The organism is Corallococcus sp. 4LFB (assembly GCF_046520365.1).
Classification (GTDB): domain Bacteria; phylum Myxococcota; class Myxococcia; order Myxococcales; family Myxococcaceae; genus Corallococcus; species Corallococcus caeni.
The window spans coordinates 1-14,370 of the sequence record NZ_JBKGHJ010000198.1; the positions used below are offsets into that span (position 1 = coordinate 1).

Consider the following 14,370-nt stretch of genomic DNA (forward strand, 5'->3'; position numbering starts at 1 on the left):
CGGTGGTGGAGCCGCGGCGGCGCCGCGCAGGTGCTGCGCCGGGTGAAGGACCCGGTGCGCCAGGCGTGGACGGCGTTCCTCGCGGGCCGCGTCTCCAAGCTCCGTCCGGGGAGCCGCACGCGCCTCCCGCTCCAGCCCGCGCCGGAGAACCTGCCGCCGATGCCGGAGGACCCCGCGTGGCTGGGGGCCATCCTCGCGGACCTGTCGCAGGACGGGCACGGCCTGTACGCGGAGCGCACGGACAAGACGCTGACGCTGTGGCACGGCGACCGGCAGGAGCGCCGCCTGTGGCGCATGTGGCACGAGCTTGGCCGCCCCGCGCCGAACAAGCGCCAGGCGTTCCTGCACACCACCGGCCGCGTCATGTCCGGCACGCTGCGGGCGCACCCGGGCCACCTGGACGAAGTCACGGAGACGCTGGTCCCCGGCGAGCGCGTCCACGTGGCGAGCCAGGGCAGCTGGGGCCGCCACCTGCCCACCGTGGACGACCTGCTGGACCTGCCGCTGTCCAAGGACGGCAAGGTCCACCTGTTCAGCAGCCACGGCGAGACGGTGCTGGTGCCGCCCGCCTCGCGCCTGCGCCGGCTGACGAACCGCCTGAAGGTGTCGAAGGACTACCGGCGGCTCGCGACGCTGCGGCTGGACTCGCTGGGAGGCGAGGAGCCCCGCGAGCGCCGCCGCTTCGTGGAGCACGTGGAGAAGGACCTGGGCGTCCAGGTGCGCTTCACGCCCTACGGGCAGCACAAGCAGGTGCCTGCTCCGCTCGCCACGCTCTTCCACGAGCAGGAGGCCGCGCCCAAGCCCCCGTCCACGCTGCACACGCCCGCGCTGCTGGGTCTGCAGAGCGGGTTCCTGGCGCTCCTCACCGAGCGCATCATGGAGAACGAGGGCTACTTCCTGGGGATGGGGGGCAACGGCATCGCGGCGCTGGGCCTCTTCACCGCGGCGCTCTTCTCCATCTTCCTGGGCGACACGTACGTGAAGCGCCAGAACGTGCGCAAGTCGCGGGAGAAGATTCCGCTGGTCATCGGCGGCTGGGGCACGCGCGGCAAGTCCGGCACGGAGCGCCTGAAGGCGGCGCTCTTCTCCGGCATGGGCTTCGAGGTCTTCGCGAAGACGACGGGCTCGGAGGCGATGTTCGTGCACAGCGCCCCGGGCGCCGGGCCGTCCGAGTTCTTCATCTTCCGCCCCTACGACAAGGCCACCATCTGGGAGCAGAAGGACATGGTGGAGCTGGGCGCGCGCCTGGGCACGGAGGTGTTCCTCTGGGAGTGCATGGCGCTGCAGCCCAACTTCGTCGAGCTGCTCCAGAACGACTGGATGAAGGACGACTTCGCCACGCTGACCAACGCCTATCCGGACCATGAGGACATCCAGGGCCCGGCGGGCATCAACGTCGCGTCCGTCATCACCAACTTCATGCCCAGGGGCGGCCGGGTGGTGACGACGGAGGACCACTTCCTGCCGCTCTTCAAGCAGGTGGCGAACGAGAAGGACACGACGCTGCTGCACAGCGCGTGGTGGGAGGCGGAGCTCATCCCCGAGGAGTTCCTCGCGCTGTTCCCCTACCGCGAGCACCCGCGCAACATGGCGCTGGTGGCGACGCTGGCCGAGCAGCTCGGCGTGTCGCGGCCGTACGCGCTGGCGCTGATGGCCGAGCACGTGCAGCCGGAGATTGGCGTGTTGAAGGTCTTCCCGCCGGCGAAGGTGCGCGGGCGGCAGCTCCAGTTCATCAACGGGCACTCGGCGAACGAGCGCACGGGCTTCATGAACAACTGGATCCGCACGGGCCTGGGGGACGTGGATCCGGACGCGAACCCGGAGCGCGCGGTCATCACGGTCATCAACAACCGCTGGGACCGCGTGTCCCGCTCGGAAGTGTTCGCGCGCATCATGGTGGAGGACGCGTCCGCGGACCGGCACGTGCTCATCGGCACGAACCTGGAGGGCCTCCAGAAGTACGTGCGTGCCGCGCTGGACAAGCACCTGCTGAGCACGGAGGTCGTCGCGGCGGAGGAGGTCTCCAGCCCCGAGGGACAGGCCCGCGCGGAGGCACGGCTCGCGAAGGAGCTGGCGAAGCTGAAGGTGCCGCGTCCCACGATGGCGACGTTCATGGACCGGCTGGAGCGGTACGCGGCCGGCGCCGGACTCCAGGCCACGGCCACGCTGGCGCTGACGGCGGCGGTGGGCAAGGCGCTGGAGGGGCGGCGCGACGACGTGGGCGTGGAGAAGGTGCGCCGCGCGCTGGAGCGCGAGGTGGGCCCGCTCCTCGACGAGGCGCTGTCGCCGGTGTCGCGCGCGCAGCCGCAGGCGCTGCCGGAGGTGCTGACGGCCGCGACGAAGGACGAGGTGCGCGAGCACGCGCTGTACCTGCTGGCGCGCATGACGGTGCACGCGCGGCTGAAGGCGCTGCTGCCCCGGGGTGAAGCGGATGCGCAGGGGCGCGTGAAGGCGTTCCACGGGAAGTTCCGCGAGGCCTACAAGGCCCTGATGCTGGAGCAGCTGGTGCCGGTGTCCGACTCGCAGGCGACGGGTGACCAGGTGGTGGACGCGTGCGCCCGCGCGGTGCCGCCCGGGACGCAGGTGAGCATCATGGGCGCGCAGAACATCAAGGGCACGGGCCTGGACTGGGTGTACCGCTGGATGGCGCTGGACCGCGTGACGACGGCGCTCAAGGCGCTGGAGGGCACGTCGGTGGAGGCGCGGCGGCGGGCGCTGGAGTCGCTGGAGACGTTCGACGACTCGGGTTTCGTGGACGCGGGCCTGGCGCGCACGGTGCTGCCGGGGCTGGTGGGCAAGGCCGCGTCGCCGGATGAAGCGGACCGGCTGCGCAAGCTGGCGGAGCGCGCCCGGGCGCGGCATGAGCTGAAGATTTCGGCGCTGACGCACACGGCGGCGGGCGGCGCGACGCAGGTGGTGGTGCGCAAGCTGGAGAAGGTGTTCGACTACCTGGACAGCGTGACGCGCCGGCGGCTGAGCGAGCTGTTGCTGGAGGACCTGGAGGCGGGCCGCGTGTCGCACGCGCGGGCGGCGGTGGAGACGCGCAAGCTGTACGAGCGCCAGAAGGGCGGCTGGCTCTTCCGCGGCCTCAAGAAGCAGCCGAAGCGGCCGGTGCCGGTGCCGGTGGTGGAGGCGCCCGTGCCCGCCGTGGCGGAGGCGCCGGCGGAGGCGGTGTTCAAGACGACGGTGGAGCGCCCCAGCACGAAGGTCCCGGTGTCGGTGCGCCACGTCCCCATGGACACCCACGCGTTGACGAAGGGCGAGGGGCCGGTGCGGCTGCGTGACGAGCCGCTGAAGAAGCAGGGCCCGGAGCGCCCCGCCCCCGAAGCGGTGGATGACGCGGGCGAGCCGCTGTCCTGAGTCCCCCCGAGCGCGACACCCGAGGAGAGACGTACATGGAGGAGATTCCCATCACGGACGCGATGCTCGGGGAGCGCGTCCCTTCCCGTCCCCGCTTGAACGCGGTGGAGCCCGCGCCGCGCGGGCGCGTGGAGCCCCTCTGCGTGGAGGAGGTCCGGAGCCTTCCGGCCTTCGACGCGCTGGAGACCGAGTGGAACGCGCTGGTGAAGCGCGTGGACGATCAGGTGTTCTACCGGCACGAGTTCGTGCGCTGCTGGCTGGAGCACTTCGCGACAGGAGCGCGCCTGCGCATCCTCGTGGCGAGGAACGCGCTGGGCGCGCTGGTGGCGGTGCTGGGCCTCAAGGAGGAGCAGGGCCACCAGTACGGGCTGCCGGTGCGCCAGCTGTCGTCGCTGACGAACAAGCACTCCTGCCGCTTCGACCTCGTCGCCGAGGAGCCCAAGCGCGCCGCGGTGGCCTTCCTGTCGCACCTGATGGGCGACCCGAGCTGGGACGTCCTCCGGCTGTCGGACGTACCGGAAGGCGGCGCGGCGTGGGAGCTGGTGCACGCGGCGAAGGGCGCGGGGATGCCCTGGGGCGCGTGGCCGAGCGCGCGCTCGCCGTACCTGGCGCTGCCCTCCACGGTGGCGGCGTGGACGAAGGGCCGGAGCAACGCGAAGCCGCTCAGGCGAAGGCGCAGGCGTCTGGAGGAAAAGGGCCGCGTGGAGGTGGAGCGCGTGGCCGGAAGTGAGGGCCTGGGGTCGAAGCTGGAGGAGGCCTTCGCGTTGGAGCAGAGCGGCTGGAAGGCGCAGGAGGGCACGGCCATCGCGCAGGCCGGGCACCGGCGCGGCTTCTACACGGGGCTGGCGCGCACGGCGGCGGAGCGCGGCTGGCTGGGATTGTATTTCCTGCGGTTGGACGGGCGGCCCATCGCGTTCCAGTACGGGCTGGAGTACGGCGGCCGCTATCTGGCGATGAAGCCGGGCTACGACGAGGCGTTGGCGGAGGTGAGCCCGGGGCACCTGTTGACGGAGAACCTGGTCCAGGACTGCATCGGGAGGGGTTTGAGCGAGCTGGACTTGCTGGGGGACGACGCCCCCTACAAGCGCGAGTGGACGGAGCAGGTGCGGCAGCACCATTGGCTGTTCATCTACCGGGACACCTGGATGGGACAGACGTTGCAGCGGTCGAAGTTCCGCTGGGCGCCGGTAGCGAAAAGGATGGTGGGCAGATGGGTCCGACGGCGCTGACGTTTTATAGGGCCGCGAAGCGGCTCCAGGCGCTCCAGGTGCCACGGCTCGCGAACGTGGTGGCCACGGTGGGCGACCGCATCCACAACAGCCACGTGGACACGAAGGCCGCGCTGCACCCCACGGTGGAGCTGGGCTACGGAGGCATCGGCGTCATCATCGCGCCGGGCGTGGAGATTGGAGAGAAGAGCTTCATCTCCCAGAACGTGAGCCTGGAGCCCCTGCCCGGACGCGACGGCGTGCCGCGCGTGGGCCGGGACGTCTACATCGGCGTGGGCGCTCAGATATTGGGCCCGGTGACGATTGGAGACGGAGCGAAGATTGGCGCCAACGCCCTCGTGATGGAGGACGTGGCGCCGGGTGCGACCGTGGCGGGGATTCCGGCGCGCGAGCTGAAGCGACAGGCACCGCCCACGGGGACGTGAGGCTTCAGCCGCCCTTGGGCATGTTCAGCGCCATCGCGACCAGCGAGAGGGTCAGGTCCTCGGGCTGGTAGGGCTTGAACGGGTTGAGCGTCGTCCCGGTCGAATCCAGGTGATCCAGCCCGGACAGCGTCACCGACTTGGAGCCCGGGATGAACGCGTCCTGCGGCAACACCAGGCCGTCTGACTTCACGCCGTAGCGCTGGTGCATGTACTCCTGCATCGCGAACAGCGGCGACGTGGGGTTCGCGGTCGTGGAGGCCATCGACACGGTGGGGATGCCCGCGGGCATCGGGTGCTCGGCCAGGAACTTCTTGCGCGAGTCGTACGTCAGGTCCTCACCAGCCTGGATGCTGCCGCCGAGCGCCTCGACCGCACCGCCCACGCCGTATCGCACCAGCGGGTTGTCCAGCAGGTCCTGAGCCATGGGCGAACCGCCGTACGGCGACTGGATGGTCACCAGCGCGCGCACGTGCTCCTTGAGCTCCGGGTACATCGACAGCGCCGCCGCGGAGTCCAGGCCGCCCTTGCTGTGGCCAATCAGCACCACCTGCTTGCCGTTCTTCGAAGCCTCGAGCACCGCCTGTCGGACGATGGCCGCGTTGTGCTCCACGCCCATGTCCGTGTCCACGGGCACCCGGCCGACCTGAAGGCCCTGGGCCTCCAGCGCGTCCAGGTTCTTGTCGAAGTAGAGCTGCTTGGGCGCCGCTTCCGAGAGCAGCCCGCCCACCGCCAGGAACACGCAGTTCTTGGCCTCGGGAGGCATCACGTTCTGCCCCGCGCGCACCGCCTGGTTCAGCTTCATGAACTCCGCGGTGGAGTCCTTCGCGGGCGGATACGCCTTCTGGATCCAGCCGATCTTGTCCGCCTCGCCCTTGCCGGGCCAGGGGATGGGAAGGCGCAGGGCGTTGACCTGCTGCGAACCCGCCGGAACAGCCGAGCTGAAGCTGTCGCCCTTCACGACCGCGTTGAAGCCCTGCGCGCCCCTGGCCCGGGCTGGGGCTTCCGGAGCGCCCCGCGTCTGGGTGAGTGACGGGGTGTTGGAAGGACGCGTGACCTGGACCATGAGGGGACCTCGGGAGGGGGAGCCGAGCAGTGCAGCAGGGAGGCTTGCCTACATTGTCGGTAAATGGCTCCAGGAGTTGCGTGCTCCGTTTCAGGCCGTGAGAAGCCAAGAACCCAGACACTGCCGCAGCGCATCAGCACCGCGTTCCAGGAGCGGCGCACCCGCCCGCATGGCGGCCATGCGGAGCGTTCAGCGCTGAACGGATTCATCGCGCTGCCGTGTTGTTGGGGCCCCATGTCCAGGGTACCAAGCCCCATGACCATCCCGCTGCGCCCGAGTGGAATTCCCGCGGTGGGGGACCTGCCCTGGGGTTCCCACTTCTGTCAGTTCTACGGCGACCGGGAAGACCTCGTGGACTCGCTGGTCCCCTACTTCAAGGCCGGACTGGAGAACAACGAGCACTGCCTGTGGGTCACGTCCGAGCCCTTCGGAGCCACGGACGCCCGGACGATGCTGCGCAACGCCGTGCCCGACCTGGAGCAGCGGATGACCCGGGGGCAGATCGAGATCATCGACCATCGCGACTGGTACATGCAGTCCGGGGGAAAGGGCCCGGACGAGGTGCTCCAGGGTTGGGTGGACCGGCACGGACGGGCGCTCGCGCAGGGCTACGCGGGGCTGCGCCTGACGGGGAACACCTACTGGCTGGAGCGCCAGGACTGGTCCGACTTCGTCGATTACGAAGCCCGCGTCACCGACACCTTCAAGAGCCACAACATCATCGGGCTGTGCAGCTACTGCCTGGGCCGGTGCGCCCCGATGGATGTGCTCGACGTGGTCCGCAACCACCAGTTCGCGCTCATCCGGCAGGCGGGCGACTGGGAGATCATCGAGAGCGCGTCGCTGAAGAGCGCGAAGGCGGAGCTGCACAAGCTCAACGCCGAGCTCGAGCAGCGCGTGCGGGAGCGGACGGCGGAGCTGCGGCACGCGCTCCAGATGCGCGAGGAGTTCCTCTCCGTCGCGTCGCATGAGCTGAAGACGCCCATCACCTCGCTCCAGCTCTACATGGAGAGCCTGCTGCGCGCCAACCAGCGAGGCGCGCTGACGCCCGACCTGGCGACGCCCAAGCTGCTCAAGGCCAAGGAGCAGTGCGGGCGGCTGGAGAACCTCATCAACAAGATGCTCGACGTCTCGCGCGCCACCGCGTCGGAGGATCCGCTGCCCATCGAGGCGGAGGAGGTGGACCTCGCGGAGGTGGCGAGGAGCGTGGGCGAGGTCTTCGCGGAGGGACTTCAGCGTGCCGGCTGTGAGCTGCGCATGCGAGCGGACCGCCCCGCGGTCGGCCATTGGGACCGGATGCGGATGGAGCAGGTGGTGACGAACCTGCTGTCCAACGCCATCAAGTACGCCCCCGGGACGGTCGTGGAGCTGGAGGTGCAGCCCCGCGAGGACAGCGCGACGCTGGTCGTCCGTGACGGCGGGCCGGGCATCCCCGAGGAAGCGCAGCAGCGCGTCTTCGAGCGCTTCGTGCAGCTGTCGCCGAAGTCCCACGCCGGAGGGTTCGGGCTGGGGCTGTGGATCGTCCGGAGCATCGTGGACGCGCACGGCGGGAGCATCGAGCTGGACAGCAGGCCGGGAGAGGGAACGACCTTCAAGGTCGCGCTCCCCTTCCGTCGCGGCGCGTAGGCCCCCGGGAAGAGCTGGCGCGTGTCGTCCCACACCCTCCTGCTGGTCGACGATGACACGGCCATCGCGGACGCCCTGAGCGAGCTCCTCGTGGACGAGGGCTACGCGGTGGCCGTCGCGCGGAACGGGGCCGAGGCCCTGAGCTATCTCCGCGCGAACGCGGCGCCCTCGCTCATCCTGCTGGACCTGATGATGCCGGTGATGGACGGCTACGCGTTCCGCGAGGTCCAGCGCGAGGACGCGGCGCTGAGCCGCATCCCCGTCTTCATCCTGAGCGCGGGCCACCTGGGCGACCGCGTCCGGAGCCTGGGCGTCGCGAGGGTCTTCAAGAAGCCCCTGTTGCTGGACGCCCTGCTCACCGCGATTCAGGAGCACTGCGACTCCAGGGCCTGAACCTGGAGCCCCAAGCGTCACCAGCAGGGCCCTGGCCGCTCCCCTGCCCCGCGGTCGTCAGCCCTGCCTACATGCCCCGTCCCACGGGGGATGACCCGTCCAGGAACTGCTGCGCCCGGCCCTCTTGTGGCATATACCCACACCATGCCTTCCGCCCTCACCGCCTCCCAGATCCGCGAGGCGTTCCTCCAGTTCTTCGAGGAGCGCGCCCACCGCCGTGTCGCCTCCTCCTCCCTGGTGCCCGTTGGCGACCAGACCCTGCTGTTCACCAACGCCGGCATGGTCCAGTTCAAGGACGTCTTCACCGGCCGCGAGCAGCGGGACTACCGCCGCGCCACCACGTCCCAGAAGTGCGTGCGCGCCGGCGGCAAGCACAACGACCTCGACAACGTGGGCTACACCGCGCGCCACCACACGTTCTTCGAGATGCTCGGCAACTTCTCCTTCGGCGACTACTTCAAGGCCGACGCCATCGCGTTCGCCTGGGAGTTCGTGACGAAGCGCCTGGGCCTGGCCGTCGACCGGCTCGCCGTCACCGTGTTCAACGGCGAGAACAACATCCCCTGGGACGAAGAGGCCTTCGAGCTGTGGGCCAAGCAGGGCGTGGCTCGCGACCGCATCCTGAAGCTCGGCTACAAGGACAACTTCTGGGCCATGGGCGACACCGGCCCGTGCGGCCCCTGCTCCGAGATCCACTACCACCAGGGCGACGACATCCCCTGTGTGGAAGAGGCCGCGGGCCGCGAGTGCCAGGGCGTCGCGTGTGATTGCGACCGGTGGCTCGAAATCTGGAACCTCGTGTTCATGCAGTTCGAGCGCAAGGAGAAGGACGCGCCCCTCATCCCGCTGCCCAAGCCGTCCATCGACACCGGCGCCGGCCTGGAGCGCATCGCGTCCGTCGTGCAGGGCAAGCGCTCCAACTACGACACCGACCTGTTCCAGGGCATCCTCGCCACCGTCAGTCAGCTGTGCGGCAAGCCGTACACGCAGGAGACCGGCGCGTCCCAGCGCGTCGTCGCCGACCACGCCCGCGCCACCGCGTTCCTCGTGGCCGACGGCGTCCAGCCCTCCAACGTGGCGCGCGGCTACGTCCTGCGCCGCATCATGCGCCGGGCCATCCGGCACGGTGACACGCAGCTGGGCATCAAGGAGCCCTTCTTCTTCAAGGTCGTGGACCGCGTCATCGAGCTCATGGGCGACGCGTTCCCCGAGCTGCGCGACGGCCGCACCTTCATCCTCGAAGTCGCGAAGCATGAGGAAGAGGGCTTCCGCCGCACGCTCGACCGCGGCCTCAAGCTGATGGACGAGGAGCTGGCCAAGCTCCAGTCCTCCGGCGGCAAGATGCTCTCCGGCGACGTCGTCTACCTGCTGCACGGCACCTACGGCTTCCCGTGGGACCTCACGCAGATCATCGCGCGCGAGCGCGGCTACGACGTGGACCTGGAAGGCTTCAAGGTGCTCCAGGAGAAGGAGGCCGCCAGCCAGGACTTCCACGGCGAGAAGAAGTCCACCACGGAGGTCTTCCAGACCGTCCTCGCCCGCACCGCGCCCACCCAGTTCCTGGGCTACGAGGGCGAGGGCCACGAGGGCGAGGGCAGCGTCATCGCGCTCGTGCAGGACGGCGTGGAGGTGCCGCAGGTCTCCGCGGGCGCCACGGTGGACGTGGTGCTGGACCGCACCCCCTTCTACGGCGAGTCCGGCGGCCAGCTGGGCGACACCGGCCGCATCGTCGCGCACGGCGGCAAGACCGTGGCGCAGGTGAAGGACGCGCAGCGCCCGGTGCAGGGGCTCATCGTCCACAGCGTGGAGGTGAAGGAAGGCACGCTGAAGGTCGGCGACATGGTGCAGACGTCCGTGGACGTGGAGCGCCGCAAGTCCATCCGCGCGAACCACTCCGCCACGCACCTGCTCCACAAGGCGCTCAAGCGCGTGCTCGGCGAGCACGTGAAGCAGGCGGGCTCCGTCGTCGCGCCGGACTTCCTGCGCTTCGACTTCTCGCACTTCTCCCCCGCCACCCAGGAGCAGCTGGAGCAGGTGGAGGACCTGGTCAACACCTGGGTGCGCGACAACGCGGATGCCCAGACGCGCGTCATGAACCTGGACGACGCGAAGAAGTCCGGCGCCGTGGCCATGTTCGGTGAGAAGTACGGCGACACGGTGCGCGTCGTCACCGTGCACCCGGAGTCCACGGAGCTGTGCGGCGGCACGCACGTGAAGCGCAGCGGCGACATCGGCCTGTTCAAGGTCACGAGCGAGAGCGGCGTCGCTTCCGGCGTGCGCCGCATCGTGGCCGTGACGGGCGTGGGCGCGCTCCAGTTCGTGCGCGAGCAGGAGCACGAGCTCAAGAAGGTCGCGGCGCTGCTGCGCACGAACCCGAAGGAGGTCGCCACCCGCGTGGAGGCCACCCAGAAGCGCGTGAAGGAGCTGGAGCGCAAGGTGGAGGAGGTCTCGGTGAAGGCGCAGTCGGCCTCGCAGAAGGACCTCATGGACCAGGCGCGCGAGGTCAACGGCATGAAGGTGCTGGCCACCCGCGTGGACCCCGCCGACGACAAGGTGTTCCGCGGCATGGCGGATCAGCTGCGCGACCGCATCGGCTCCGGCATCATCGCCATTGGCGGTGAGAAGGACGGCCGCGCGGTCATCCTGGTGGCGGCCACGAAGGACCTCGTCGCCAAGGGCATCAGCGCGGGCAACCTGGTGCGCGAGATGGCCAAGGAAGTGGGCGGCAAGGGCGGCGGCAAGCCGGACATGGCGCAGGCCGGTGGCCCGGACGCGGACAAGCTGCCCGTGGCGCTCGAGAAGCTCTTCGAGTTGGTGAAGGGCGCGAGCCCGGCGTGAGTGCCCGCGCGTCCTCCCGCTCCCTGGCGTTCCTGACGGCGGCCCTCCTCCTGGGGGGCTGCACGAAGGAGACCTCCACGCCTGAAGAGGGCCAGGAGGCCGAAGCGCGCACGCTCCAGAAGCTGCGCGCGGAGGCGGACCGGGTGAAGCAGGGTGGCGCCGTGGCCACGCGTCCGCAGCCTGCCCAGCGCGAGCCGGAGGAGTCGAAGCTGGCGGGCCTGGCCGCGGGCCTGGGCGACTCCGGGCCGCGCAAGCTGCGGCTGCCCGAGCGCAACGACACCGTGCACGTGGACACGGTGGCGTTCAAGGTGACGGGGCTGGAGGCGTCGCACTCGGTGAAGGGCGGCTCCGGCAAGATGGGGCTGGGACTCACGACGGAGGACCTGTTCCTGCGCGTGGAGCTCATCACCCAGAACGTGGGCGGGATGCCCGCGCCGCTGACGCTGGACGGCGCGAAGCTGACGGACGCGAAGGGGCAGACGTACCCGCTGGCGCGTGACGCGCAGGCGGTGGCCGGCACGAAGCCCCTGCCCACCACGTGGAACCCCGAGCAGCGCACGGAAGTGGTGCTGCTGTTCGAGGTGCCGCCGGACGCCGTGCAAGACGATGGGCTGGCGCTCGTGGTGCAGGGCTCCGGCGGGGACGTGCGGATCCCCTTGCGATGACCGGGCCGGCCCCCAAGCTCCTCCCCCTGCGCATCCGACTCCCGTACACGGAGGAGGAGGAGTTCATCGAGCGGTACGGCTCGAACGTGGGACGCGGCGGGGTCTTCGTGGCCACGAAGGCGCTCAAGCCGGAGGGCACGGGGCTGGCGTTCGAGTTCGTCCTCGCGGACGGCACGCGGCTGTTGCGCGGTGAAGGCGTGGTGGCCAAGGCGCAGCCGGACGCAGGCAGTCCGCGCACCGGGATGACGGTGCGCTTCACCAGGCTGGATGCCGCGAGCAAGGCGCTCATCGAGCGCATCGTCGCGCGGCGGAGCGGGACGGAAGCGGTGGCTTCGCCGCCTGCCGCGCCAAGGGCGGAGGCCGCGCCGCTGCCGCCCGGGCTCGTCCGGCGGGCTCCGGCCGTGAATCCGCCGCGGCCGGCCGCACGCGCGGGGACGGTGGCAGTGCCCGCGGCTCCGGCGCCGCTGGCGCCTCCGGCGAAGGCCTCCCGCGAGGAAACGGAGACGCGCGCCGCGACGCCGAAAGCGTCCATGACGTTGCCGGCCGTGACGGTGCCCGCCGCCGTCACCCCGCCGGACCTGGCTGAACCGGATGAGCCGGTGTCGCTCTTTCCGGAGGACGCCGTCGAGGAGGAGGAGGGGCTCGCGCCCCTTCCGGAGGTGGGCCCTGAGCGCAAGGCGCGGAGGAATCCGCCGGGCGAAGGGGCTCAACGGGCGACCCAGGAGATGTTCACGGTCCAGCCGACGGTGCCGGAGTCCACCGGTGCGCGGCCTCCCGCGGCTTCCGGAACCTTCGCGGCCGTGATGCCGCCTCCGGTTGAGGCCGGGTGGGAGGGAGCAGGTCCGGCTGATCAGCCCGAGGAGCAGCCGCCGCTGGAGTCCACTGATGGCGCGGGTGAGGCAGAAGCGGATGCGCCTTCCTGGGAGGCCCCTGGGACCGCCGAGGCGCTGGGGACGAACGCGCTGTCTGAATCGGCGGCGGCAGATGAAGGCCGTGCGGAAGCGTCGCCCTGGGAGCAGCCCCCCACGGAGGCGCGGTCCGCGGCATCGGAGTGGGACGCCTCCGCTCCGGAGGCACGCACGGACGAAGCACTTCCGCGGGAGCCGGGAGCCGCTGAGACCCCTGACGATGGCGATGCATCCGCGCCGGTCCACTTCACCCCCGCGTCAGTGGAGGCGTTTGATCCGAACGCCGTGCTCGGAGCCCCGCACGCTCCCGAGCATCCCGAGGGGGCCGCCGAAGCCAGCCTGGGGGAGCCTGGCGACCTGGCATCCGAGGGCACTCCGGGCGAAGCAGCGCCTGAACGCGTCGAGGCAGCGCCCGCCCCCGACGCATCGTTCGATTTCGACGTCGACCTCAGCATGGAGCCGGAGGAGGAGCCCGCTCCGGCCGAGCCCGGTTCCTCGTTCGCACCGGATTCCAACCCGGCGGAAGGTGACGCGGAAGCGCATGGGGCATGGGCTGCTCCGGACTCCGACGCGGATGGAGCCGGCGCTGAAGCAACGCCTCCTCCGGTGGATCCCCCCTCCGCCGCGACGGATGCTGACGCGATGGGCGGCGCAGGGGAAACGCCTCCGCCCCCGGAACCGGTTGCGACGCCGAATCAACAGGAGGCCGACCGCCTTCGCGCGTGGGGCATCGACCCGGATTCCCTTCCGCACGAAGTCAGCACGGCTTCGGAGGACGTGGATCCGTTCAGCGCGGCGCTCGAGCAGGCTGTCGAAGCCACGGCGCCGACAGCGAGCGAAGACGCCTCCACGTCACTCGCCGATGAACCGGGGCACTGGTCGAACACGGAGCCCGTGCTCGGCTCGCCAGCCTTCACGACGTCCGCCACTGCGCCCACGGAGGACCAGGGCCCGTCCGGACCCGACTCCGCACCTCCGCGGGACGAGGAGGAGTCGTCGACAGTCGTCGTGGTCGACCTGCCGACGGAGGATGCGTGGACGGCGCTTGTCGGATCCGCTGCGCCTGCTCCGCCCAACGACCCGACCGCCGCCGAAGGAGACAATCCCTTCGCGACGGATGCAGCGCTTGCGGATGACGCTTCGCCCGAATCCGAACGGGCGCTGGGCCGAGCGACAGGGCATGAAGCCGCTCTGACCGCGGCGTCCCCTCCCCCTCTTGCGCCAGACGAAGTGTCGTCCGTCGTCACGACTCCGGACGAGGCGGAAGCGCGCTCCACGAGCGCCACGGTTGCGTCGAGCACGCTCCTCGAAGAGACGCTGTCCGCATCGCCGGGAGCGCCGGCCACGGAGCTACACCAGGAGGCATCGCCTCAGTCGGTCTCCACCACGGCGGTCGCGGACTCCTCGACTGCACTCGCTTCCGACACGAAGCCATCGGTTGAGGGAGCCCCGGGCACAACAACGGCGCTCCTGGTTCCGGGCGGGACCTCCGTTTCGCCCGCCATCGACTCCCAGCCGGTTCCGGACGAAGCGACGCAGCCTGCTGCCGCGCGAGCACCGGGTGCCACCGAAGCTGCCTCTCCGGCCAGCGCGGGCTCGGAGCAACTCCCCGAGCGGACCTCAACCGCGACGGAACCTCCGCGCGACGAAGAAGCCGCCGCTCCGCACGGTGCGGCTTCGGACGCGCTGCCCTCTCAAGCCCTCTCCTCGACGGAGCCTCCGCGCGACGACGAAGCCGTCGCTCCGCACGGTGCGGCTTCCGACTCACTGCCCTCTCAAGCCTCCGCCGCGACGGAGTCTCCGCGCGACGAAGAAGCCGCCGCTCCGCACGGTACGGCTTCGGACGCGCTGCCCTCGCAAGCC

General features: G+C 70.6%; 9 protein-coding genes. 8 read left to right on the forward strand and 1 reads right to left on the reverse strand.

Annotated elements, in window-relative coordinates; genetic code table 11:
- From ACLEQD_RS21415 to ACLEQD_RS21425, 3 genes are all read left to right on the forward strand, one after another.
- Positions 1–3,360: hypothetical protein (locus tag ACLEQD_RS21415; protein WP_410386229.1), on the forward strand; the 3,360-nt coding region annotated here is incomplete at its 5' end.
- 35 nt (positions 3,361–3,395) lie between these two features.
- The gene (locus ACLEQD_RS21420; protein WP_410386231.1) at positions 3,396–4,589 is read left to right on the forward strand and encodes a GNAT family N-acetyltransferase; all 1,194 of its coding nucleotides are present in this window, start codon (positions 3,396–3,398) and stop codon (positions 4,587–4,589) included.
- Complete coding sequence (locus ACLEQD_RS21425) at positions 4,571–5,014, forward strand: serine O-acetyltransferase (protein WP_410386233.1); 444 nt, start codon at positions 4,571–4,573, stop codon at positions 5,012–5,014. The genes ACLEQD_RS21420 and ACLEQD_RS21425 overlap by 19 nt, the downstream gene beginning before the upstream one ends.
- 4 nt (positions 5,015–5,018) lie before the next feature.
- On the opposite strand, the gene ACLEQD_RS21430 is transcribed toward ACLEQD_RS21425, so the two are convergent.
- On the reverse strand, positions 5,019–6,077 hold the full coding sequence (locus ACLEQD_RS21430; protein WP_410386235.1) for an esterase/lipase family protein: 1,059 nt from the start codon (positions 6,075–6,077) through the stop codon (positions 5,019–5,021).
- A 255-nt stretch (positions 6,078–6,332) separates the two neighbouring features.
- Here ACLEQD_RS21430 and ACLEQD_RS21435 point away from each other — a divergent pair, with 255 nt between their 5' ends.
- From ACLEQD_RS21435 to ACLEQD_RS21455, 5 genes are all read left to right on the forward strand, one after another.
- Positions 6,333–7,703 carry an MEDS domain-containing protein gene (locus ACLEQD_RS21435; RefSeq protein WP_410386237.1) on the forward strand — a complete coding sequence of 457 codons (1,371 nt, stop codon included), beginning with the start codon at positions 6,333–6,335 and terminating at the stop codon, positions 7,701–7,703.
- 21 nt (positions 7,704–7,724) lie between these two features.
- Positions 7,725–8,096 (forward strand): response regulator, encoded by a 372-nt coding sequence (locus tag ACLEQD_RS21440; protein ID WP_410386239.1) that lies wholly within the window; start codon positions 7,725–7,727, stop codon positions 8,094–8,096.
- Positions 8,097–8,240: 144 nt separating this feature from the next.
- A complete protein-coding gene (gene alaS / locus ACLEQD_RS21445; RefSeq protein ID WP_410386240.1) occupies positions 8,241–10,934 on the forward strand; it encodes an alanine--tRNA ligase in 2,694 nt (897 codons plus the stop codon).
- Positions 10,931–11,599, forward strand: coding sequence for a hypothetical protein (locus tag ACLEQD_RS21450; RefSeq protein WP_410386242.1), 669 nt, complete (start codon positions 10,931–10,933; stop codon positions 11,597–11,599). Before alaS ends, ACLEQD_RS21450 begins: the two co-directional genes overlap by 4 nt.
- A partial coding sequence (locus ACLEQD_RS21455; protein WP_410386244.1) for a TIGR02266 family protein occupies positions 11,596–14,370 on the forward strand: 2,775 nt, incomplete at its 3' end. The genes ACLEQD_RS21450 and ACLEQD_RS21455, both read left to right, overlap by 4 nt.

Excerpts from the sequence above, each read along its gene's own strand:
- ACLEQD_RS21420 (WP_410386231.1), top strand. The coding sequence starts at position 3,396 with ATGGAGGAGATTCCCATCACGGACGCGATGCTCGGGGAGCGCGTCCCT.
- ACLEQD_RS21425 (WP_410386233.1), top strand. The coding sequence starts at position 4,571 with ATGGGTCCGACGGCGCTGACGTTTTATAGGGCCGCGAAGCGGCTCCAG.
- ACLEQD_RS21430 (WP_410386235.1), bottom strand. The coding sequence starts at position 6,077 with ATGGTCCAGGTCACGCGTCCTTCCAACACCCCGTCACTCACCCAGACG.
- ACLEQD_RS21435 (WP_410386237.1), top strand. The coding sequence starts at position 6,333 with ATGACCATCCCGCTGCGCCCGAGTGGAATTCCCGCGGTGGGGGACCTG.
- alaS (WP_410386240.1), top strand. The coding sequence starts at position 8,241 with ATGCCTTCCGCCCTCACCGCCTCCCAGATCCGCGAGGCGTTCCTCCAG.